This is a genomic window from Amycolatopsis methanolica 239 (assembly GCF_000739085.1).
Classification (GTDB): domain Bacteria; phylum Actinomycetota; class Actinomycetes; order Mycobacteriales; family Pseudonocardiaceae; genus Amycolatopsis_E; species Amycolatopsis_E methanolica.
Genome location: NZ_CP009110.1, coordinates 5918095 through 5940366, shown reverse-complemented (window position 1 = coordinate 5940366; position 22272 = coordinate 5918095). Strand labels below are relative to the sequence as shown.

Annotated in this window: 14 protein-coding genes; 7 read left to right on the top strand and 7 right to left on the bottom strand. The window is 71.6% G+C overall.

From position 1 onward, the window contains the following. Positions 1 to 7: 7 nt before the first annotated feature. The gene (locus AMETH_RS28855) at positions 8 to 3703 is read right to left on the bottom strand and encodes a multifunctional oxoglutarate decarboxylase/oxoglutarate dehydrogenase thiamine pyrophosphate-binding subunit/dihydrolipoyllysine-residue succinyltransferase subunit (RefSeq protein WP_017984687.1); all 3696 of its coding nucleotides are present in this window, start codon (positions 3701 to 3703) and stop codon (positions 8 to 10) included. 248 nt (positions 3704 to 3951) lie between these two features. Here AMETH_RS28855 and AMETH_RS28850 point away from each other — a divergent pair, with 248 nt between their 5' ends. The 6 genes from AMETH_RS28850 to AMETH_RS28825 all read left to right on the top strand — a co-directional run bounded on the left by AMETH_RS28850 (position 3952) and on the right by AMETH_RS28825 (position 11244). After that, the gene (locus tag AMETH_RS28850; protein WP_017984686.1) at positions 3952 to 4470 is read left to right on the top strand and encodes a YbaB/EbfC family nucleoid-associated protein; all 519 of its coding nucleotides are present in this window, start codon (positions 3952 to 3954) and stop codon (positions 4468 to 4470) included. A gap of 8 nt (positions 4471 to 4478) precedes the next feature. Continuing rightward, positions 4479 to 4856, top strand: a complete 378-nt coding sequence (locus tag AMETH_RS28845) for a type VII secretion target (RefSeq protein ID WP_017984685.1) — start codon at positions 4479 to 4481, stop codon at positions 4854 to 4856. Continuing rightward, complete coding sequence (locus tag AMETH_RS40945) at positions 4853 to 8113, top strand: hypothetical protein (RefSeq protein WP_051079455.1); 3261 nt, start codon at positions 4853 to 4855, stop codon at positions 8111 to 8113. The genes AMETH_RS28845 and AMETH_RS40945 overlap by 4 nt, the downstream gene beginning before the upstream one ends. A 21-nt stretch (positions 8114 to 8134) precedes the next feature. Continuing rightward, positions 8135 to 8974 (top strand): immunity 49 family protein, encoded by an 840-nt coding sequence (locus tag AMETH_RS28835; protein WP_017984684.1) that lies wholly within the window; start codon positions 8135 to 8137, stop codon positions 8972 to 8974. Continuing rightward, the gene (locus tag AMETH_RS28830) at positions 8971 to 9783 is read left to right on the top strand and encodes a hypothetical protein (RefSeq protein ID WP_017984683.1); all 813 of its coding nucleotides are present in this window, start codon (positions 8971 to 8973) and stop codon (positions 9781 to 9783) included. Before AMETH_RS28835 ends, AMETH_RS28830 begins: the two co-directional genes overlap by 4 nt. A gap of 81 nt (positions 9784 to 9864) precedes the next feature. After that, complete coding sequence (locus tag AMETH_RS28825; RefSeq protein WP_017984682.1) at positions 9865 to 11244, top strand: FAD-binding oxidoreductase; 1380 nt, start codon at positions 9865 to 9867, stop codon at positions 11242 to 11244. A gap of 294 nt (positions 11245 to 11538) precedes the next feature. On the opposite strand, the gene AMETH_RS28820 is transcribed toward AMETH_RS28825, so the two are convergent. From AMETH_RS28820 to ald, 4 genes are all read right to left on the bottom strand, one after another. Beyond that, positions 11539 to 15285 carry an ABC transporter ATP-binding protein gene (locus tag AMETH_RS28820; RefSeq protein WP_017984681.1) on the bottom strand — a complete coding sequence of 1249 codons (3747 nt, stop codon included), beginning with the start codon at positions 15283 to 15285 and terminating at the stop codon, positions 11539 to 11541. A 22-nt stretch (positions 15286 to 15307) separates the two neighbouring features. After that, positions 15308 to 16189 (bottom strand): ABC transporter permease subunit, encoded by an 882-nt coding sequence (locus tag AMETH_RS28815; RefSeq protein WP_017984680.1) that lies wholly within the window; start codon positions 16187 to 16189, stop codon positions 15308 to 15310. Continuing rightward, on the bottom strand, positions 16189 to 17253 hold the full coding sequence (locus AMETH_RS28810) for an ABC transporter ATP-binding protein (RefSeq protein ID WP_026153462.1): 1065 nt from the start codon (positions 17251 to 17253) through the stop codon (positions 16189 to 16191). The genes AMETH_RS28815 and AMETH_RS28810 overlap by 1 nt, the downstream gene beginning before the upstream one ends. 272 nt (positions 17254 to 17525) lie before the next feature. Continuing rightward, on the bottom strand, positions 17526 to 18641 hold the full coding sequence (ald, locus tag AMETH_RS28805; RefSeq protein WP_017984678.1) for an alanine dehydrogenase: 1116 nt from the start codon (positions 18639 to 18641) through the stop codon (positions 17526 to 17528). A 155-nt stretch (positions 18642 to 18796) separates the two neighbouring features. Here ald and AMETH_RS28800 point away from each other — a divergent pair, with 155 nt between their 5' ends. Continuing rightward, positions 18797 to 19729 carry a zinc-binding dehydrogenase gene (locus tag AMETH_RS28800; RefSeq protein WP_026153461.1) on the top strand — a complete coding sequence of 311 codons (933 nt, stop codon included), beginning with the start codon at positions 18797 to 18799 and terminating at the stop codon, positions 19727 to 19729. 228 nt (positions 19730 to 19957) lie between these two features. On the opposite strand, the gene AMETH_RS28795 is transcribed toward AMETH_RS28800, so the two are convergent. Both AMETH_RS28795 and AMETH_RS28790 read right to left on the bottom strand, forming a co-directional pair. Further along, positions 19958 to 20683 carry an MOSC domain-containing protein gene (locus AMETH_RS28795; RefSeq protein WP_017984676.1) on the bottom strand — a complete coding sequence of 242 codons (726 nt, stop codon included), beginning with the start codon at positions 20681 to 20683 and terminating at the stop codon, positions 19958 to 19960. Positions 20684 to 20693: 10 nt separating this feature from the next. Beyond that, positions 20694 to 22211, bottom strand: a complete 1518-nt coding sequence (locus AMETH_RS28790; RefSeq protein WP_026153460.1) for a PucR family transcriptional regulator — start codon at positions 22209 to 22211, stop codon at positions 20694 to 20696. Positions 22212 to 22272: the final 61 nt, after the last annotated feature.

Here is a 22272-nt window from a genome sequence, read left to right as displayed (position 1 = left end):
TGCTAGGTCAGCTGAAGGCCTTGGCGATCAGCGCCTTCTGCTCCACCTCGTGCACCTTCGACGAGCCGGCCGACGGGGCGGCCATCGGACGCCGCGAGACGACGTCCAGCTTGCCGAGCACGTCCGGGAACATGCGCGGCAGGTGGAGGCCGAAGAACGGCCACGCGCCCTGGTTCTCGGGCTCCTCCTGGACCCACACGACCTCGGCGCCGGTGTAGCGCTCGAGCGCCGCCAGCAGCTTCTTCTTCGGCAGCGGGTAGTACTGCTCGATGCGCACGATGGCCACATCGTCGGCGTCGCGCTTGGCCCGCTCGGCCACCAGCTCCCAGTAGAGCTTGCCGGAGGTCAGCAGCACCTTCCGGACCTTGCCGGGCTCCACCTCGGCGTCGTCGATCACCGACATGAACTTCGAGTCGCCGGTGAAGTCCTCCAGGCCGGACGTCGCCGCCTTGTTGCGCAGCATCGACTTCGGCGTGAAGACGATCAGCGGGCGCTGGATGCCGTCCAGCGCGTGGCGTCGCAGCAGGTGAAAGTAGTTCGCCGGGGTCGACGGGACCGCCACGGTCATCGACCCCTCGGCGCACAGCGACAGGAACCGCTCGATGCGGCCCGACGTGTGGTCCGGGCCCTGGCCCTCGTGGCCGTGCGGCAGCAGCAGCACGACGTCCGACCGTTGGCCCCACTTCGCCTCACCGGACGAGATGTACTCGTCGATGACCGTCTGGGCGCCGTTGACGAAGTCGCCGAACTGGGCTTCCCACAGCACGAGCGCGTCGCTGTTGGCCACCGAGTAGCCGTACTCGAAACCGACCGCCGCGTACTCGGACAGGGCCGAGTCGTAGATCATCACGCGGCCCTGGTCCTCGGCCAGGTTCTGCAGCGGCGCGTACTCCCGGCCGGTCTTGCGGTCGATCAGCACCGAGTGGCGCTGCGTGAACGTGCCGCGGCGAGAGTCCTGGCCGGACAGCCGCACCAGGCGGCCCTCCATCGCCAGCGAACCGAACGCGAGCAGCTCGCCGAAGGCCCAGTCGACGCCGCCCTCGCGGGACATCTTGTACCGCCGCTCCATGACCGGCTTGACGCGCGGGTGCGGGGTGAAGCCCTCGGGGACGTTGACGAACGCGTCACCGATCCGCTCGATCACCTCGGCGGGCACCGCGGTCGGCACCTTCGCGGGCACCTGTTGCTCCTCCTCGACGGAGGGGCTCGGTGCGATCGGGTGCTTCTCCAGCTCGCGGACCTCGTTGAAGACGTGCTCCAGCTGGCTCGAGAAGTCCCGCAGCGCGGCCTCGGCCTCCTCGACCGAGATGTCACCGCGGCCGATCAGCGACTCGGTGTAGGTCTTCCGCACCGAACGCTTCGTGTCGATGATGTCGTACATCGCCGGCTGCGTCATCGACGGGTCGTCGCCCTCGTTGTGGCCGCGGCGGCGGTAGCAGATCATGTCGATGACGACGTCCTTGTTGAACGCCTGGCGGTAGTCGACGGCCAGCTTGGCCACCCAGTGCGCTGCCTCCGGGTCGTCGCCGTTCACGTGGAAGATCGGGGCGCCGATCATCTTCGCCACGTCCGTCGCGTACTGCGAAGACCGCGAGTGCTCCGGTGCGGTGGTGAAGCCGACCTGGTTGTTGATGATGATGTGCACGGTGCCGCCGGTGCGGTAGCCGCGCAGCAGCGCCAGGTTCAGCGTCTCCGCCACGACACCCTGGCCGGCGAACGCCGCGTCACCGTGCAGCAGCACGGGTAGCACCGAGAAGCCGCCGGTGTCGCTGTCGCCCTTGTCGAGGATGTCCTGCTTCGCGCGGACGATGCCTTCGAGCACCGGGTCGACGGTCTCCAGGTGCGACGGGTTCGCGGTCAGCGACACCCGGGTCTCGCCGTCGCCGAACATGCGGAAGTACTTGCCCTCCGCGCCCAGGTGGTACTTCACGTCGCCGGAGCCGTGCGCCTGGCCCGGGTCGAGGTTGCCCTCGAACTCCTGGAAGATCTGCGAGATCGGCTTGCCGACGATGTTGGCCAGCACGTTGAGGCGGCCGCGGTGCGGCATGCCGATGACGACCTCGTCGAGCTCGTGCTCGGCGGCCTTGTCCAGGACGGTGTCCAGCATCGGGATGACGGTCTCGCCGCCCTCCAGCGAGAACCGCTTCTGGCCGACGTACTTCGTCTGCAGGAACGTCTCGAACGCCTCGGCCGCGTTCAGCTTCGACAGGATGTACTTCTGGACATTGGGGTCCGGCTTGGCGTGCGGGACCTCCACGCGGTCCTGGATCCAGCGGCGCTCCTCCGGGTCCAGGATGTGGGTGTACTCGACGCCGACGGTCCGGCAGTAGGAGTCACGCAGCACGCCCAGCACGTCGCGCAGCTTCATCTTCTGCTGGCCGGCGAACCCGCCGACCGCGAACTCGCGGTCCAGGTCCCACAGGGTCAGGCCGTGCGAGAGGACGTCCAGGTCCTCGTGGCGGCGCTGGCGGTAGTTCAGCGGGTCGGTGTCGGCCATCAGGTGGCCGCGCATCCGGTACGCGTCGATCAGCTCCAGTACCCGGGCGGTCTTGTCGATCTCGCCCTCGGGGATGTCGGAGACCCAGCGGACCGGCTCGTAGGGCAGCCGCAGCGACGTGAAGATGTCGTCGTAGAAGCCGTCCTCGCCGAGCAGCAACTCGTGGATGCGCTTGAGGTACTCGCCCGACTCGGCACCCTGGATGATGCGGTGGTCGTAGGTCGAGGTCAGCGTCATGATCTTGCTGATGCCCAGCTTGACGAGGGTCTCCTCGCTGGTGCCCTCGAAGTGCGCCGGGTACTGCATGGCGCCGACGCCGATGATCGCGCCCTGCCCGGCCTGCAGCCGCGGCACCGAGTGGTTGGTGCCGATGCCGCCCGGGTTGGTCAGCGAAATGGTGGTGCCCGCGAAGTCGTCCGCGGTCAGCTTGTTGTTGCGGGCCTTCTTGACGATGTCCTCGTAGGCCTGCCAGAACTGGCGGAACGTCATGTTCTCGCAGTTCTTGATTGAGGCGACGACCAGCGCGCGCCCCCCGTCCTTGCCCTTCATGTCGATGGCGAGGCCGAGGTTCACGTGCTCCGGCGTGACGGCGTGCGGCTTGCCGTCGACCAGGGCGTAGTGCCGGTTCATGTTCGGGAAGTCCTGCAGCGCCCGCACCATGGCGTAGCCGATGAGGTGCGTGAACGAGATCTTCCCGCCGCGGGTGCGCTTGAGGTGGTTGTTGATGACGATGCGGTTGTCGGCCATCAGCTTGGCCGGGACCGCGCGCACGCTGGTGGCGGTCGGCACGGCCAGCGAGGCGTCCATGTTCTTGGCGATCGCGGCCGCGGCGCCCCGCAGCTGCTTGCTCTCCGGCTCGGCGGCCGGCTTCGTCGCCGCGGCGGCCGGCTTCGCGGCGGCGGGCTTGGCGGCGGCCGGCTTGGCGGGTTGCGCGGCCGGCTTGGCGGCGGGCTTCGGCTGGGCGGGCGCGGCCGGGGCCGTCGCAGCCTGGTTGACCTGGCCGTTGCCCGGCTTGGCGGGCTGCTCACGGACGGGCGCGGGTGCGGCGTCCGGCTTCGACTCCGTGGTCTGCGTCGGCTTGAAGTCCGAGAAGAACTCGTGCCATGCGGCGTCTACTGAAGAGGGGTCGGCGAGGAACTGGTCGTACATCTCCTCGACGAGCCATTCGTTGGGGCCGAACTGTGACGCAGGGCTGCTGCTGGACACGGCAGGGACTCGCCTCTATCCATATCTCGATCTTGTTGTCCGCTTGATGCGCCTACCAGGCTAACCCCCCTCGCGTTCGCCGTTGTGACCGAAGTGGCCCAAGTCCCGGGACTCGGGTTTGGGATTCCTCACTTGATCGGTCCAGCGTCCATCCGGACGAGTATGGGACCTGCTGATATCGAGTACGGGGCGGGTGTGGAACCGGTACGGTCGCCGGACCGTCTGCAGGAAGAGCGGAAGGGGTTTCGGTGGCGGACCTGTCGGACATCGAGCGCATGCTCGGGGACTGGGAGCGCAACGCGGTCGAGCGGTCGCAGCGCTTCCAGGCGATGCAGCACGAGGTCGAGCAGATCTCGATCACCGAATCGGTGGCGAACGGGGCGGTCAGCGTGACCGTCGGCAACAACGGCATCCCCACCGACGTGCGCATGACCGACGCCGTCCGCGGCATGAGCCCGGACGAGATCGCGGCGAACGTGCTCAAGGCGATGCAGAAGGCCCAGTCGAAGTACCCGCAGGTCATCCAGGAGATCGTGGCCGGGACGGTGGGCGAGTCGGACAGCGCGGCGCAGCACATCGTGCGGACCGCGGCCGAGAACTTCCCGGAGGCCCCGCCGGAGGACCCCGAGCCGCCCGCCCCGGGCCGTCAGCTGCGGATCGAGAACGAGGCCGACGACGAGCCGCCCCGGCCGCCGCGCCGCCCGGCGCCGCCCCGGCGCGATGACGACGACGACTTCGGCGACCAGTCCTTCCTGCGACGCGACTAGGGGGAGCGATGACCAGCAGCTTCGCGCGGGGCGCGGGCACCAGGGCGGGCGGTTCCGCCGCCCGTGGCGCCGCCAACGGCTACGAGGTGCTCACCGACGAGCTCGGCACGCACGCCGGCAAGGTCGACGGGCTGGCGGAACGCTTGCAGACCGCTGTCGAGGCGGCCCGCCAGGTGAGCATGGACAACAGCGCGTTCGGGGTGATCTGCCAGCCGTTCGCGATGATGCTCGACCCGTTCGAACAGATGGGCGTCCGCGCGCTGGAGGTGGCGACGGAGTCGGTCAGCGGCACCGCGGGCAACATCCGCACGACGGTCACCAACTACGACGGACAGGACGACAGCACCCGGCAGACGGTCAAGCAGCTGGGTGAGCCCCTGACATGAGTAACCCGCTCGTCGCGCAGGCCCAATCGCAGACGACCGCGGTCACCGGCATCGGGATCCTCGAGTCCGCGCAGGACCTGTCCAACGGCATCAAGGACGGCTCGTGGGTCGAGGGCGGGCTGGGGGCGCTCGGCACCGGTCTCGAGGTGCTGTCCATGGTCATCGACCCGCTGGGCACGCTGGCGCAGTACGGGGTCGCGTGGCTGATCGAGCACGTGCGGCCGCTCAAGGAGGCGCTGGACTGGCTGGCCGGGGACCCGCCGGTGATCCAGTCGTTCTCCGACACGTGGGCGAACGTGGCCAAGGAGGTCGGCGCGGTCGCCGGTGACCTGAAGAACGAGGTCGACGGCGGCACGGCGGGCTGGACCGGCCAGGGCGCCGACACCTATCGCCGGTCGGGCGCGGAACAGGCCGAGGCGATCGCGGGGGCGGCGTCACTGGCCGACGGCATCTCCACCGGCGTGATGATCATGGGGATGGTCGTCGGGTTCGTGCGCGAGATGGTGCGCGACATCGTCGCCGAGCTGGTCGGGAAGCTGATCACCTGGGCGCTGGAGGCGGCCTGCACCTTGGGCTTCGCCACGCCGCTGATCGCCGCGCAGGCCACGGCGGCGATCTCGTCGGCGGTGACGCGGATTTCGGACTTCATCCGCAAGCTGGTCAAGACCATCGGCAACGTCTCGCCGCGGATCAGCCGGATCATCGGCAAGTTGGATGAGATCATCCAGCAGCTGACCAAGATCGGCCGCAGGTTCGGGCGCGCGGACGGCTCGGCCCCGTCCGCCGGTGCTCGCAACGTCGACCTGCCGAACGTGGACGGCCCCCGGTCGCCGAGCACCGCCGTCCGGAATGCCGACGCGCCGTCATCACCGGACGGGCCAGGTGGGCCGCCGCTGCGGAACACCGACGACGCGCCGGATACGCCCTCCGCGGGCGACGCGCCCTCCCGGTCGCCGGAGGCTGGCAGCGCGCCCCGGACACCCGCGCATTCCCCGGACGCGCCGGGGTCGCCGCACTCGCCCGGTGGGCCGCACTCGCCGGACGCACCGCGGTCGCCGGACGCGCTGGGCTCGCCCGGTGGGCGGCACTCGCCTGGCGCGCCGGGCTCGCCCAGCGGCCCGCACTCGCCTGGCGGGCCGGACGCGCCTAGCGGCCCGCGCTCGCCTGGCGGGGCGGATGCGCCCGGTGGGCCCCACTCACCGGACGCGCCGGCGAGCAGGCCGTCCGCCGACGGCCCGTCCGGGGCGAGCGCTCCGCACAGCTCCGGACATACCTCCGCGAGTTCCGTCGCGCCCCCGGCCACCCCGCGCGCGCCGGCCGAGCCGGGGCCTCTGCCCTCGCCGCGCCAGGCGGATGCGCCGTCCAGCCCGCAGAGCCCGGGCGCCGCACCCGCCTCACCCGCCTCGCCGAACGCACCGGCCTCGCCGTCCGCGCGCCCGGGCGGCACCTGGAGCGGCACCCCCGGCACCCGCCCGCCAGAGGTCGCCGCCCGCGGCGACGCCCCCGGCCGAACCGCGGACCCGCATCGCGCCGATCCGGACAGCCCGCGCCACGACGACCCGCACCGGGACGGCACCCACCAGGACGGTCCGGAACAGGACAGCCCGGACACCGCCCACGACCAGGACCCGCTGACCCCGGACGAGGTCAACCAGCGCCACGCCGAGCCGACCCCGGCCGGCACCTCCTACCACGCCGGCGACCCGGAGATGGGCGACCTGCCGCAGCGCGTCCGCCCCGACCCGGACGGCAGGCACACCGTCGACGTGCACGTGACCCCGGACGGGCGCGCCCGCATCGGCGACCGCCACTACACCCCGGAGGAGTTCGCCGACATCCTGCGGCGCAACCCGGGCTACGACGGCGGCCCCATCCGCCTGCTCGGCTGCGACAGCAGCACCAACGGCTTCGCGAACCGGCTGTCCCGCGAGCTGGACACCGAGGTGCTCGCCCCGACCAGGCCGGGCTGGAGCGACTCGCAGGGCCGGGTCTACTCCTCGGACTACGAGATCGGCCCGGACGGCACCCGCCGCCCGAAGATCCCGCCGACCGGGGAGTGGGAGGTCCACCGTCCGGACGGCACGACCTCCCGCGCCGGCGACGACGGCTTCACCCCGGGCACCCGGGACGCCGACAAGCAGGACGTGGACCCGGCCGACGCCCGCGACCGCGGCGACGAGCCGGACGACTGGCGCGACCGCCCCGGCCCCGACGGCCGCACACCGCGCGAGAACATCGCCGACCCGAAGTACATCGAGGAGCACTACTACCGGCGGACCCGCGCGGACGGCGTGGAGGAACTGGTGGTCAACCCGAACCGGGTAGATCCGCGGAACCCGCCGCCGCCGCTCGACCTCGTCGACGGCAAGCCCGCCTTCAAGTCGGACCGGCCGCCGGTCGAACGGCTCGGGTTCGACGACGCCCGTTCGCGCGTCTACCCGCCCACCCGCCAGGCCGACGACCTCGGCGGCGCGCCGGATCCGTCCACACCGGACACGCCCGCGACCCCGGACAGCCCGGCGACCCCCGACAACGCCGACCAGCCGGACTACCCGGACCACAGCCAGGACTGGCGCGACGACGACTACGACGCGATCGACGAGAAGATCGCCGACCGCGAGGAAAAGATCGAGCGCTACCGGGAAACCCCGGAGGACGCCGACGACTGGGTCGACGCGCACAACCAGAAGAACGACGCGTCGGAAGCGCTCGGGGAACGGGCGGCCGAACACGCGATCCGCGACCGCGTGCACCGCGATTTCAGCGAGGCGTACCCGGACCGGCCGATCACGTTGCGCGAATCCCCGGACCACGGGCCGGGCAGCCAGCACTACCAGGTGGTCGACGCCGACACGGGCGACGTGCTGGGCGAGATCATCCCGCGCCACTCGACCGACGGCGGCAAACCCGGGTCCGGCAAGTTCGACCAGATCTGGGAGGTGCACTACCAGCCGGGTGAACCGCCGCACTACATCGTGCACGAGGCCAAGGGGCCGGGTGGCCAGCCCAGTTCCCGGTACCTGCCCGCGGAGAACCGGGTCGTGGCGCAGGGGCACCCGGACTACTTCGACGACGTGGCCAGCCGGATCCCGGACCGGGACCTCGCCGCGGAACTGGAACTGGCGAAGCTGGACAACCGGCTGGATTATGTGGAAGTGCGCGCGCTCGTCGACGAAACCGATTCCCCGCATGTGAACCTGGGATACGAATACAAGCCTTATCTGGGCTACGATTACCAACCGCCATTCGGCGAATGACGACGTGAGGACAGCGACTTCATGACGACCGTTCCCCGGCACCCCGTCGACCGCGAGGCCGCGAGCCGTGAGGTGGAAGCCGCCGAGCCGAGGCTGGGGCAGTTCCTCGGCTACGTCGAGAAGAAGGCCGACGCGGTCGACACGGTCTTCCGGTGGGCCGGGCTGGTCGCGCGGAACCGCACGGTCCTCGACCCGGGCGCCGCGGACCCGGCGACCTGGCGCGCGTTCGACCTCACCGGCCAGGCGGCCGCGGCGACGTTCGCGATGGCCGGGGCGAGCGAGGGCGCGGTCGGATACCAGTTGGGGGACAACCGGTTCCAGCTCCCGGCGACCGGTCCGGCCAGGCACGCCAACGCGGGCAAGTGGCTGACCGCGGTGTGGTACGCGGTGGTGCTGCGCGACGACGCCCGTGTCCAGGAGTTGTGCGCCGTGCCGCTGGACCTGCTCCGCGCCTCCGGCGTCGACCACGATCCGTACGTGTACCCGTGGATCGAGTCGCTGCAGGCGTTCCTGCGCCGCGAGCGGGTGCCACCGTCGATGTTCACGCCCGCGATGGACGGCACCGACCCGGACTCGGCGCGCATCACCCCGCGGGGCGCGATGCTGCAGCTGGTGTACCCGCCGATCAAGATGTTCTACTACATCCTCCGCCGCGACGCGGAGCGCTTCAACGACGCCCTGGTGCAGGCGCTGGAGCTGCACCGTGAGTACTGGACGGCGCGTGACCGGGCCACCGACTCCGAAGGGTTCGTCGCGCTCGCCCCGCTCGCCGTCGCCGTGCTGGGGCAGGCCGTCGGGTTCACCCTCGACGTCGAGTCGGACTACCTGCCCGCCGGTCTGCTGTCCGGCTCGCGGCCGTGAACCAGCCGTTCGCGCCGCTGACCCCGCAGCAGCAGTGGCAGATCCTCGCCCAGGCCGGGCAGGTGCTCGCGGGCGCCGTGCCGCCGGGGTGGCGTCAGATGCGGGCCGAGTACCGCGCCGCCGGGCGGCACGTCGAGGTGGACGTCGCCGTCGTCGGGCCGGACGGGGCCGCGCGGCCGGTGCCGCCGCCCCCGCCGATGGTCCAGTTGCTCGGGCGGCTGCGGGCGGGCATGTACCAGCCGGGCCGGGGGACGTGGCTCGCGGCGGTGGTGGTGTTCGACCCGGGCCGCCCGCCGCAGGTCGACTACGTCATCGACCACGAGCCGCGGTGGCGTCAGGTGCCGCCGCCGATCGGGTTCGCCGACGAGCTCCGGTTCTTCCCGCGTGCCGAGGAGTTCGTGCCGGCGTGGTTGCGGGAACGGGCCCAGCCGCGGTCCGAAGTGGACACCCTGGTGCGCTCGCCGCGCGTGTACGACGGGCTCGACTCCGACGGGCGCCCGATCGTGCGCCGGGAGCCGCTCGCCCCGGAGGAGCGGGCGCGTGTCCTCGCGTACCTGGAGGCCGCGCCGGTCGTGCTGGCCGCGCGCAGCTACGCCGTCGACGAGTTCGCACCGGAGGAGCCGCCGTCGGTGCCGTTGAACTTCCGCACCGACGGCCACTGGGTGTGGCCGGGCGCGGTGACCCACTACCTGCGTGAGCACGGTGTCCCGCCGGACCCGGAGCTGGTCGCGCACATCCGGGCGCGCGGCTACGTGGTGCCCGAGGTCGGTGAGCAGGCCAGGGATCGCGCCGTCGCCGCGGTGACCTGAGGCTGTAGCGGGCGTCTCACCTGCCGCTCAGCGTGCCCCGAGGCCGTCGTCACACCGGTAGCCTGCTCGGTGGAGGTTGTGATGGATTCCCCGACACTGGTGGCCGCCCTGAGGCGGGTCGTTCCGGCCGAGCGCGTGGTTGACGACCCGGCCGTGGTCGAGTCCTACCTGCAGGACCACGCGGAATGGGCCGAATACGGGCAGGCCGCCGCGGTGGTGCGGCCGCGCGCGACCGCCGAGGTGCGCGACGTCGTGCGGTTCGCGGTGGAGCACCGGATCCCGGTGGTGCCCCGCGGGGCCGGGACGGGCCTGTCCGGCGGGGCGAACGCCGTCGACGGTTGCATCATGATCTCGTTCGAGTCGATGGACTCGGTGCTGGAGATCGACCGCGCCGAGCGGCTCGCGGTGGTGCAGCCGGGCGTGGTGAACGACGACCTGCGGGCGGCCTGCGCCGAGCAGGGGCTGTGGTACCCGCCGGACCCGGCGAGCTCGCCGTGGTCCACGATCGGCGGGAACGTGGCCACCAACGCCGGCGGGCTGTGCTGCGTCAAGTACGGCGTGACCAGGGACTACGTGCTGGCGCTCGAGGTGGTCACCGGGCGCGGCGAGGTCGTGCGGCTGGGCCGTCGCACGGCGAAGGGCGTCGCCGGGTACGACCTGTGCGGCCTGATGGTCGGCTCCGAGGGCACGCTCGGCGTGATCACCGAGGTGACGGTGCGGCTGCGTCCGCGGCGTGAGGCTGAGCGCACCATCGCCGGGTACTTCGACTCGGTGATCGCCGCGGGCGAGGCGGTCAGCGCGGTGTCCGCGTCCGGGGTGATCCCGTCCGCGCTGGAGCTGGTCGACCGGCACTGCCTGGAGGCGGTCGACGCGTGGAAGAACATGGGCCTGTCCACGGAGGCGAACGTCGTGCTCCTGGGCCGCGTCGACACCCCCGGCCACGCCGGCGAGGAGGAGGCGCGGACGATCCTGCGGTGTTTCGAGGAGGCCGGCGCGACCTGGGCGGCGCTGTCCACGGACGAGCACGAGGCCGAAGCACTGTTCGACGCACGGCGCCTGGCGTACCCCGCACTGGAGCGGCTCGGCCCGGTGCTCACCGAGGACGTGTGCGTGCCGCGAGCGCTGGTGCCGGAGATGCTGGCCCGGATAGAGAAGGCCGCCGCCAGGCACGACACGCTGATCGCGAACATCGCCCACGCCGGCGACGGAAACCTCCACCCGTTGCTCATCACACCGATCGGAGACGACGCGGCTCGGCTACGGGCGCAGGCCGCATTCGAGGACATCATCGCCGACGCGGTAGAGCTGGGCGGCACGGTGACCGGCGAGCACGGAATCGGACTGCTCAAACGCGGCGGCTTGCGTCGCGAGGTGAGCCCCGAGGTGCTGGAGATGCACCGCGCGGTCAAGAATGCGCTGGACCCACACGGCATTCTGAACCCAGGCAAAGTCTTCGCCTAAACCACCACCAAACCGCCGCCCGGCAACGCAACAGCACCGACTACCCCAACCAGACCTCCCCCGCCCCCGATCCACAGCCGATCTTTGGTCGCCGATCAGCGGGGTCAAGGTGCTCTTTCCCGCCTTGACACGCCTGCTCGGCGACTGAAAACACGGGGGGGGGCGAAGGTGACCTTTTAAGCGCCGTGAGGCGTTTTTCCCGCGACAGCGCGGGTTTAAAGATCAAGAGATAGTCCTCGCCGGACGGGCAGGCTCCGGGAGGACCACCCAGCTACCTTGGTTCAAAGATTGGCGCTATGCGCCTGTTTTCCACAGTTGTGCGTAGTGGCCGTTCGCCGCCAGCAATTCTTCGTGGGTGCCCTGTTCCACGATTCGTCCGTGGTCGAGCACCACGATCCGGTCCGCGCGAGAGGCTGTCGCCAGGCGGTGTGCGACCACGAAAGTCGTGCGGCGTTTGGCCACCGTTTCCGTTGCGGCGAGGACCGTGGCTTCCGCGGACGGGTCCAGTGCGGCCGTCGCCTCGTCGAGTAGCAGCACATCCGGGTCCACCAGTTCCGCGCGGGCCAGTGCGACCAGTTGCCGTTGCCCCGCGGACAACGACCGGCCTCGTTCGCCCACCGGCTGGTGGAAACCCTGCGGCAGGGCGGCGATCGCGTCCACCGCGCCGACCGCGCGCACCGCGGCTTCGACCTCGGCGTCCGACGCGGATGGGTTGCCGTACCGGACGTTGTCGGCCACGGTGCCGGAGAACAGGTGCGCCTCCTGCGGCACGACGCCCATCCGCCGGTGCAGCCCGGCCAGGTCGTAGTCTCGCACGTCGACCCCGTCGATGCTCACCTTGCCGCTCGTCGCATCGTAGAACCGTGCCGCCAGCTTGACCACTGTGGACTTCCCGGCGCCGGTCGCGCCGACCAGGGCGACCGTCTCGCCCGGCGACACCTTCAGCGAAACATCCGTCAGGGCAAGGGATTCCGTACCGGTGTAGGAGAAGTCCACGGCGTCGAACGCGACCTCGCCGCGCAGGCGTTCGGGCACCGGCACCGGGTCCGTGGGCGGCGGCACCGACGTCGGGGTGCGCAGCAGGTCGCCGATCCGGTGCAGGCCGACCTTCGCCTGCTGGTACCCGTCGAACACCGACGACAACTGCTGGATCGGCGAGAAGAACAGGTTCAGGTACAGCAGGAACGCCAGCAGCACACCGACCGCCAGGGTGCCGTCCGCGACCCGGTTCGCGCCCGCTATCAAGACGATCGCCTCGGCGACACCGGAAAGCAGTGTCACGAACGGGAAGTACGTCGCCACATACCGCTGGGCCCGCAGCCGCGAACGGCGGTACGCGTCGCTCCTCGACGCGAAGTCCTCGGCCGACCGCTCCTCCCGGCTGTACGCCTGCGCGACCCGCAGACCGCTCACGTTCTCCTGCATGTCGGCGTTCACGGCGCTGACCTTCTCCCGCGCCTCGGTGTACGCCGCACTGGACAGGCGCCGGAAGATGACCGTCGCGATCACCAGCACCGGCACCACGGACAACGCGTACAGGGCCAGCGACACGTCGGTGATCAGCAGCGCCCCGGTGATCCCGATCAGCGTCAGCGCGCTGATCACCGCCTGCGCGACACCGGTCTGCAGGAACGTCGACAACGCGTCCACGTCCGTCGTCATCCGCGTCATGATCTTGCCGGACAGTTCGCGCTCGTAGTAGTCGAGCCCGAGTCGCTGCAGGTGCGCGTAGCTGCGCACCCGCAGCGAGTACAGCACCGTCTCACCGGCCCGCGCGGTGATCCGCGTCTGCGCCGCGATCACGAACCAGTCCACCGCGATGATCACCGCGCCGACCCCGGCGCACAGCCACACCACCCACGCCAGGCCGGGACGCACACCGTGGTCGACGCCCTGCTGGTACAGCGCGGGCAACGCGATCGACGCCGCCGCGTCCAGCCCGACCAGCAGCACCGCGGCGATCAGCAGCGCACGCACCGGACGCAGCGCGGAACCCAGGCGGAACCTCGGATCGGGCGCGGTCACCGAGTCCGGATCCAGCGCGGGCCGGTCCCTGGCAGGCGGCAATTTGCGCACGCCCTCCAGCAGTTCGGCCGTCGGCGGCGCGTTGAGCGCGCTGCTCGCGCCCATGCCCCCGCCGCCTGGCATCGGCGCCGGCGCGTTCCGCTGCTGCGCCGCTTCGGCCAGCTCGTCGACCGCGTCCCGCTCGCCGGTCTCCGGCCACAGCGCGGGCGTGGTCCCGGTTTCCGGGCTCGCCACGCAGTCGCGCTTGTGCACGTTCTCCACACCTTCGCCAGGCCCGGCGATCAGCTCGCGGAACAGCTCGCACCGCTCCGCCAGCTCGTCGTAGGTGCCGACGTCCACCACCCGGCCGGCGTCGAGCACCGCGATCCGGTCGGCGAGCGACAACGTCGATTTGCGGTGCGCGATCAGCAACGTCGTGCGGGTCGCGGTGACCGAGCGCAGCGTCTCGTAGATCGCCGCCTCGGTGACCGTGTCCACCGCGGACGTCGCGTCGTCCAGGATCAGCACCCGCGGATCGGTCAGCAGCGCCCGCGCCAGGCCCAGCCGCTGCCGCTGACCGCCCGACAGCGTCAGGCCGCGTTCACCGACCTGGGTGTCGTAGCCGTCCGGCAGCTCGGAGATGAACTCGTGCGCCTCCGCCGCCTTCGCGGCGGCGATCACCTCCTCGTCGCTCGCGTCCGGGCGGCCGTAGGCGATGTTGTCGCGGATGGACGTGGAGAACAGGAACGCCTCTTCGAACACCACGCCGATCGCCTGCCGCAGTTCCGGCAGCTTCACGTCCCGCACGTCGCAGCCGCCCAGCCGCACGCTGCCCGAGTGCGCGTCGTAGAACCGGGGCAGCAGCAACGAGATCGTCGACTTGCCGGAACCAGCCGTGCCGACCAGCGCCAGCGTCTCGCCGGGTTCCGCACGCAGACTAAGCCCGTCCAGGACCGGTTCCGACCGCGTGTAGCCGAAGCGCACGTCGTCCAGCTCGATGCCGAGCGGGCCGTCCGGCAGCGGCTCTGGATCCACCGGATCGGTGACCTCCGGCTGGGCGTCCACCAGCTCGTACACGCGTTCCGCGCCGGCGCGGGTCAGCTGGGCCTGCACCACCAGCGCCGACATCATGCGGGCCGGTCCGATCAGGCCGGAGACGTAGCTGGCGAACGCGAGGAACGTCCCGAGCGTGACCTGCCCGTTGAGCGCCAGGATGCCGCCGAAGGCCAGCACCGCGACCTGCCCAGCCGCGGGCAGCGCGGACGTCGTCGCCGTGGGCACCGCGGCCAGCCGCGCCGCGCGCAGCCGCTCGGCGAACAGCCGCCGCGCGGTCTTCTCCAGCCGCGCGACCTCCCTGGCCTCCTGCCCGAAGCCCTTCACGACGCGGACGCCGGTGACGGTCTCCTCGACGTGCTGCGCCAGGTCCGCCGCCCGCTGCTGCGCCGACCAGGTGGCCGGGAACAGGCGCTTGCGGGCCATCCCCGCGACGATCGCGACCGCGGGCACCACGATCAACGCGATCACCGTCAGGCCGGGCGACATCCACAGCATCGCGGCGACCGAGAACACCGCGAACACGACCGAGCCCGCCGACAGCGGCACCACGAACAACAGCGACACGACCAGCTGCAGATCGGTGATCGCCCGCGACACCACCTGGCCGGTGCGCAGCGAGTCCTGCTTGCCACCGTCCAGCCGGGACACCGAGTCGAACACCCGCTGGCGCAGGTCGTGCTGCACGTCCAGCGCTAGCCGCCCGCCGAGGTAGCGGCGGACGAACGCGGTGCCGAACATGAGCAGCTGCACGCCGATCAGCCCCGCGACCAGCAGGCCGAGCCGCCCGGTCTGCGAGGCCACCGCGTCGTCCACGGCGACCTTCACCAGCAGCGGGCTCGCGGCCTGCAGGCCGACGCTCAACACCGCCGCGGCGAGCGAGGAGACGACCAGGACCGGATGGCGCCAGCAGGCCGCGGCCAGCCGGCGGATCCATCCGGTCCCGGGGTTTTCGACAGTGCGTGGTGGTGCGACAGTCACCACGCCAGGTTATGCGCGTGTGCGCCTACGTGATGTCGCGGCGCTGGTTGGAGGCCCAGCCACCGACGAAAAACACCAGTGTCCAAGCCAGGAACACCAGCGCGGCGGCCCACCACGAGATCAGGCCCGGCGCACCGGCCGAGAGCTGCAGCCCCAGCTTGTCCCAGTGCTCCACACCACCCGGCAGGTTGATCGAGTCGATGCCGAACGCCTCCGCCGCGACACCGCCGACGATGCCGTTCGCGGTGCTGTTCGGCAGGATCGCGCCCAGCACGTCGGTGGTGTTCCACATCGCGATGACCAGCACGTTCTCCACGATCAGGAAGTACCCGATCAGCAGGATCACGGCCAGCACGACCTTGTTGAGCACCGCGCCGAACCCGATGCCGAACAGCGTCACCAGGATGTAGGCGAGCACCGTCGCGCCGAACGCCGCGAGCCACTGACCGCCGGTGGGCAGCCGGTCGCTGTCCACCGTGATGGCCGTGGCCAGCGCCGACACCGCGAAGCTGAGCAGACCGTAGAGCGCGCCCCACAGGATGTAGGTGATCATCTTCGCGGTCAGCGCGGACACCCGGTTCGGCGCCGTGAGGAACGTCGTCGTGATCGTCTTGCTGTTGTACTCACCGGCAAGCGCGAACACGCCGAAGATCGCCGGGACCAGCTGCGCGATGTTCACGCCGTGCGCGATGCTCAGCAGCCCGACCGGCAGCGCGTCGGCGGACACCCCGGCCTGCTCGGCGATGATCCGCGCGGTACCGGAGCCGATCCAGTCGGCGAAGTCGTTGGTGATCCTGCCCCACGCGAACGACATCCAGAACGCGACCAGCACCAGCGGGATGATCAGGATCCACCAGGTGTTGAGGCTGAGCGTCTTGCGGAACTCCGCCTTGATCAACCGGCCCATCAGCCCTGTCCTCCCCAGCCGCCGTGCCCCTGCTGCGGCGGTGCTTGCTGGTACTGCTGCTGCGGTGGGTATCCCGGCGGTGGCGGGCCGCCCCAGCCGCCCTGCTGCGGCGGCTGGCCGTATGGCTGCCGCGGCGCTCCCGAGTACTGCGCTCCCGGGTATTGGGGGCTGGTCAGCTGGAAGAACAGCTTCTCCAGGTCCGCCCGCTCCTCCTCGATCCCGTACACCGCGATCCCGGACTTCGCGACCAGATCACCGATCTGCTGACGGGTCGCGCCGACCACCGCGACGCGCCCGTCCGGCGTCGGCTCCACCTGCGTGAAACCGGCCTCCTGAAGCGCTTTCACCAGAGCGTTCGCGTCCGCCGCCTGCACCAGCACCCGCGACTGCTGGCTGCTGCGCAGCTGGTCCAGCGGGCCGTAGTAGCGCGTGACGCCGTGACTGATGATGACGACCTGGTCGATTGTCTGCTCCACCTCGGACAGCAGGTGGCTCGACACCAGCACGGTGCGCCCTTCGCGGGCGTAGGCGCGCAGGAAGTTGCGCAGCCACACGATTCCCTCCGGGTCGAGGCCGTTCGCCGGCTCGTCCAGCACCAGCACCTGCGGGTTGCCGAGCAGCGCGGTCGCCAGCGCCAGCCGCTGCCGCATGCCGAGCGAGAACCCGCCCGCGCGGCGGTCCGCGGCGCTGGAAAGGCCGACCAGGCCCAGCACCTCCTCGACGCGGTTGTCCGGCGCGCCGATCGCCGCGGCGTACACCTTCAGGTGGTTCCGCGCGGTGCGCTTCGGGTGGAAGCCCTCGTTCTCCAGCACCGCGCCCACGACCTGCGCCGGGTTGCCCAGCTGCTGGTACGGGCGGCCGTTGATGGTGGCGACACCCGCGGACGGCGTGACCAGGCCGAGCAACATGCGCAACGTGGTGGTCTTCCCGGCGCCGTTCGGGCCGAGAAAGCCGGTGACCGAGCCGGGCCGGACCTCGAAGCTCAGATTCTGCACCGCGGCGACCGGGCCGAAGTGTTTGCTTAGGTTCTGCACGAATATCCGGCCGCTGCCGTCGTGTTGCATGCGCGCCCCTCCCGGCCCGGTGAACTTGATCGCGGGCACATAGTGCCCTACTCGGGTCCGGTTCAACCCGTCCGGGTGCCGTGTGTCGGGGAGGGTGCGCACAAAGGGGCGGCCCGCTCAACCAGCCTGGGGGTCACTGGGAGCGGGCCGCCACATACAAGTTTAGGTGGTATCCCCGGACTTCGCTTACGCGGGGGCCCATGTTGGTCTGAAAAGTTCTTCACGCGTTCTGTGGTGCGGTGGGCGGTCCCTGACGCGGGTCCGCCCACCGGTCAGGCGAGGACGTCGGCCAGCGGAGTGTGCGGCAGGTCGTGCGCCTGCGCGACGGGGGCGTTGACCAGCGCGCCGTCGTGCGCGTTGAGGCCGAGCGACAGCGGGCCGTTGGCACGCAGCGCGGCCTGCCAGCCGTGGTCGGCCAGCTGGACTGCGTAGGGGAGTGTGACGTTGGTCAGCGCGTAGGTGCTGGTGCGCGGGACCGCGCCGGGCATGTTCGCCACGCAGTAGAAGACGGACTCGTGCACGGTGTAGGTCGGGTCGTCGTGCGTCGTCGGGTGCGAGTCGGCGAAGCACCCGCCCTGGTCGATCGCGATGTCCACGAGCACGCTGCCCGGCTTCATGCGCGCGACCAGCTCGGTGGAGACGAGTTTCGGCGCCCGCGCGCCGGGCACCAGCACCGCGCCGATCACCAGGTCGGCCTCCAGCACGGCCTGCTCGACGGCGAACGCGTTCGAGGCGACGGTGCGGATGCGGCCGGCGAAGTCGTGGTCGATCTGGCGCAGGCGGTCCACGTTGGTGTCCAGGATCTCGACGTCCGAGCCGAGGCCGAGTGCGATGCGCGCCGCGTTGAGGCCGGCGACGCCGCCGCCGATCACGACCACTCGCGCCGGGTGCACCCCGGGCACGCCGCCGGGCAGCACGCCGCGGCCGCCACTGGGCTTCATCAGGGAGTGCGCGCCGACCTGCGGGGCGAGCCGACCGGCGACCTCGGACATCGGCGCCAGCAGCGGCAGCGCGCCGCTGGGCTGCTGCACGGTCTCGTACGCGATGGCGGTCGTGCCCACGTCCAGCAGGGCCTGCGTGAGCGGGCGGTCGGCGGCGAGGTGCAGGTAGGTGAACAGCACCTGGTCGCGGCGCAGCCGGGGGTACTCCTCGGCGACCGGCTCCTTGACCTTGAGGACCATCTCGCCCTCGGCCCAGACGTCGTCGGCGGTGGCGAGGATCTTCGCGCCCGCGGAGACGTACTCGTCGTCGCTGATGGCGGACCCGAGGCCGGCGCCGGCCTCGATGAAGACCTCGTGGCCCCGCGCCGTCAGTTCGTGCACCCCGGCCGGGGTCACGGCGACGCGGTACTCGTGCTTCTTGACCTCGCGGGGGACGGCGATGCGCACTGCTTCCTCCTGCATCCGTGGACGTGGTGCTGACCACGGTGAACCACCCGGATGGCGGTGTCATCGTGCCTCGCCGACAATTCTCCTTCGCTCGAGTGGTGCCCGCAGGACAAGGTCTTGACCTCCACCTTGGTGGAGATCCCAGGATGATCTCCATGAGAGCGGTGTGGTTGAGGGAGTTCGGCGGGCCCGATGTGCTCGTCGCCGGTGAGGCGCCGGATCCGGTGCCCGGTCCAGGGCAGGTGCTCGTCGGTGTGACATTCGCCAACACGACGTTCGTGGAGACGCAGTTCCGGGCGGGGCTGCCGGGGCCGTTCCGCGCGGAGCCGCCGGTGATCCCGGGCAACGGGGTCGGCGGGGTGGTGCTGTCCGGACCGGATGACCTGGTGGGCGCGCCGGTGGTGACGAGCCTGAATGGGTCGGGCGGGTACGCCGAGCGGGTCGTGGTGGACGCGGCGGCGCCGTTCCGCGTGCCGGACGGCCTGGCGCTGGACGACGCGGTGGCGTTGCTGGCCGACGGCCGGACCGCGACGGCGCTGATCCGCGCGGCCGGCGTGTCGGCGGGGGAGCGGGTGCTGGTGGAGGCCGCCGCGGGTGGCGTGGGGAGCCTGCTGGTGCAGCTGGCGCGCAGCGGGGGCGCGACGGTGATCGCGGCAGCGGGCGGCTCGCGGAAGACGGCGGTGGCCCGCGACCTCGGGGCGGATGTGGTGGTCGACTACACGCAGCCGGACTGGGCCGCGCAGGTCGGCCCCGTGGACGTCGTGTTCGACGGCGTGGGCGGCGCGATCGGGGCCGCCGCGTTCGGGCTGGTGCGGCGCGGCGGGCGGCACTTCAGCTACGGCTTGGCGAGCGGCGCGTGGACGGAGGTGTCCGAAGAGGAGGCCGCCGCGCGGGGCGTGGTGTTGCACCGCGGACCGCTGGGCAGCCCGGCCGACCTGCGCGCCGCGACGGAGTGGATCCTGGCCGAGGCCGCCGCCGGACGCGTCAAAGCCCTTGTCGGACAACGCTTCCTGCTCGCCCGAGCCGCCGACGCGCACCGGGCGATCGAAAGCCGCGCCACGATCGGCAAGACACTGCTCGAAGTCTGACCGCGAGTCCCACGCCCCGCCGCGCGAGTTCTGCGTTCGGGGTGTGAGTTCCCGGCCCTCAGGCGGGACGGGCTTTCACGTGCGGTTTTCTCTGCTCGAGCTGGTGAGCCGTGCGCAGTGGTCGGCGCGCCGGCGCGTCGGAGGTTGCGCACCGGGTACGAGATGCGTGTTGGTCCTGGGCGATGAGGCCCCCAGGACCGCTGTCGGATCGCCCGATGCCGAATGGTCTCAGGCGGGACGGGCCGAGACGGCGTCCCCGGCGGTGACCACCCCGGCGCGCGTCACGCGCATGATCACGCCGAACTTGTTGGCGTGCCGGTCGATCAGGTGGGTCTGCAACTCCGGCCACCGATCCCGGCCGGACGGCTCCCAGCTGGGCACCGCGCAGCGGATGCACGGTCCGGCGTGCTCGCCGGTCACCTCCAGCGACACCTCGCCGATGTCGAGCGTCGTCCCGGTGATCCAGTCCTCCTCAGCGAAGGCGGGGGCGTCGGTGGCCAGGTGGATGTTCGGGCGGAACCGGTGGAGTTCGACGGGCCTGCCGAGCTCCGCCGCGAGCGCCACCAGCGACGCCTCGAACGTGACCAGCACGGTGGGGCCTCGGTCCTGCTGCCCGTCCGCCGCGCGCAGCTCCACCGGCATCCCGAACGACCCGGCGAGCGCGTCCACCAGGCCGGGCTCGTCCCACGACCAGGACCGGCCGTCCGGCGCGTGCAGTATCGGCGGCTTCGGCGGGTCGATCACGTCGCCGCCGTACTCCGCGCCCCAGGTGAGCATCGGCGGGTTCTGGCGCACCGTCAGCACCTTCCCGCGGCGCTTCTCCCGCCCGTCGACCAGCGCGTGCGCCCGGTCGCCCGCCATGCCCCGTCCGTCGAAGCGTGCGGCGCGGACCTCCTCGCCCCGCAACGACTTCACCGGCCAGCGGTGCAGCCCGGCAACCGTCCCCTCGAACACTGAAACCCTCCTACGACCAGCGCACGGCGACGAGCTGGACCAGCAATGCTAACCGGACGTCCGGGTCGTTCAGGTCGAGCGGGACGAGTTCGAGCACGCGCCGCATGCGGTACCGGAACGTGTTGGGGTGGATCCGTAGCGCCTGCGCCGCCGACCGCGGGTCCCCGGGGTGGCGCAACCACTCGTACAGCGTGTCGACGTAGCCCGTGCCGTTGATCCGGTCGTACTCGCGGAGCTGTTCGAGCGGCCCGAGTTCGGCGACGCCCGCCGCGGCCGCCGCCGAAGCCGTGCGGTGCAGCGCGAGCGCCGTCCACAGGCCGTCGAAGCTGCCGGACGGCCCCTCGATCACCCCGGCGCGCAGCAGGCTCAGCGTCTCCTCCGCCTCGGCGCGTGACCGCGGCAGCTCGCCGATCTTGACCGCGCTGCCCGCCGCGACCCGTGGCGCGCCGCGGGACGGGTCGGCCAGCGACGGCCAGTCCGCGCCGTCCGGCACGACCGTGTAGAGCAGCCCGCCGAGTTCTGTCGCGATCGGACGGCGCCCGATGCCCAGCGACATCCGTTCCATCAGGGCGAGCCGCAGGCCTTCGTCGTCGCCGGGGGTGTCGACGACGACCACCCGGTGCGGCTCGTCGGTCAGCTCCAGTTCGGCGATCGCGGCGCGCGGGCCGGCTTTTCCCTCCAGCACGGCACGCAGCAGTTCGGCCGACGCGCGCCGCTGGGCGTCGGCGTGGGCCCGGCGCCGGAGGAGGTGCAGCGCGACGACCGGCGCGGTGTCGGCGAACGCGGCGGCGCGCTCGTCGGACACCGGCCCGCGCACGACCGCCCACATCGAGCCGAGCAGTTCGCCGCCCATCCGGATCGGCACGATGAGCCGCGGCAGCGTGCCGTCCCGTTGCGCCGGAACGAAAATCGTCTGCCTGCCGCGGGACAGTTCGCGGAACACGCCGCGCGAGCGGAACTTCGCGAGGACGTCGTCGGGGATGCGGCGGCCCATGATCGTCGACACGCGCGCCGGGTCGGTGATGTCCTGCCGCGCCGAGTAGGCCAGCACCCGGGAGTTGGTGTCCTCGATCGTCACCGGAGCGTCGACGACCGCCGCCACGGCGTCCGCGAGCCGGAACAGGTCCGCCGAGGCCGGATCCCCCTCCAGCGACTCGGGTTCCTCGGCGGCGGCGTCCAGCACGGTGCGGAGCAACCACACCAGCTGGGCCCACGCGGTCGCGGCGCGAACCTCGATGAGGGCGATGCCCGCCGCCTTCGCCGCCCGCCGGACCGGCGGCTTCCGCGCGACCGGTGGTTTGAGCAGCACCGCGGCGGCGCCGGCCGCGGCGCTGTGCCGGACGAGCTCGACCGCCGCGTCGGTGTCGCCGGTGGCGACGCCGAGGACCAGGTCGCCCGCCGCGAGCTGGGCGGGCGACCCCGGCTCGGCGATCACCACATCCGCCACCGCGGGGCAGGGGTCGGGCAGCTGAACCGCGTGCAGCAACGTCGGCCCCACACGGTCGACCACGCTGCGGACGGACACCATTTCCGCAGGATACGGCTCGGCGGCGCGCGGGTGGCGGCGCGAGGTGCCGCGCGCCGCCACC

What these genes read in the sequence shown, in the direction of transcription:
- AMETH_RS28845 (WP_017984685.1), top strand. Translation starts at nt 4,479, where the DNA reads ATGACCAGCAGCTTCGCGCGGGGCGCGGGCACCAGGGCGGGCGGTTCC.
- AMETH_RS40945 (WP_051079455.1), top strand. Translation starts at nt 4,853, where the DNA reads ATGAGTAACCCGCTCGTCGCGCAGGCCCAATCGCAGACGACCGCGGTC.
- AMETH_RS28835 (WP_017984684.1), top strand. Translation starts at nt 8,135, where the DNA reads ATGACGACCGTTCCCCGGCACCCCGTCGACCGCGAGGCCGCGAGCCGT.
- AMETH_RS28825 (WP_017984682.1), top strand. Translation starts at nt 9,865, where the DNA reads ATGGATTCCCCGACACTGGTGGCCGCCCTGAGGCGGGTCGTTCCGGCC.
- AMETH_RS28815 (WP_017984680.1), bottom strand. Translation starts at nt 16,189, where the DNA reads ATGGGCCGGTTGATCAAGGCGGAGTTCCGCAAGACGCTCAGCCTCAAC.
- AMETH_RS28810 (WP_026153462.1), bottom strand. Translation starts at nt 17,253, where the DNA reads ATGCAACACGACGGCAGCGGCCGGATATTCGTGCAGAACCTAAGCAAA.
- AMETH_RS28800 (WP_026153461.1), top strand. Translation starts at nt 18,797, where the DNA reads ATGAGAGCGGTGTGGTTGAGGGAGTTCGGCGGGCCCGATGTGCTCGTC.
- AMETH_RS28790 (WP_026153460.1), bottom strand. Translation starts at nt 22,211, where the DNA reads ATGGTGTCCGTCCGCAGCGTGGTCGACCGTGTGGGGCCGACGTTGCTG.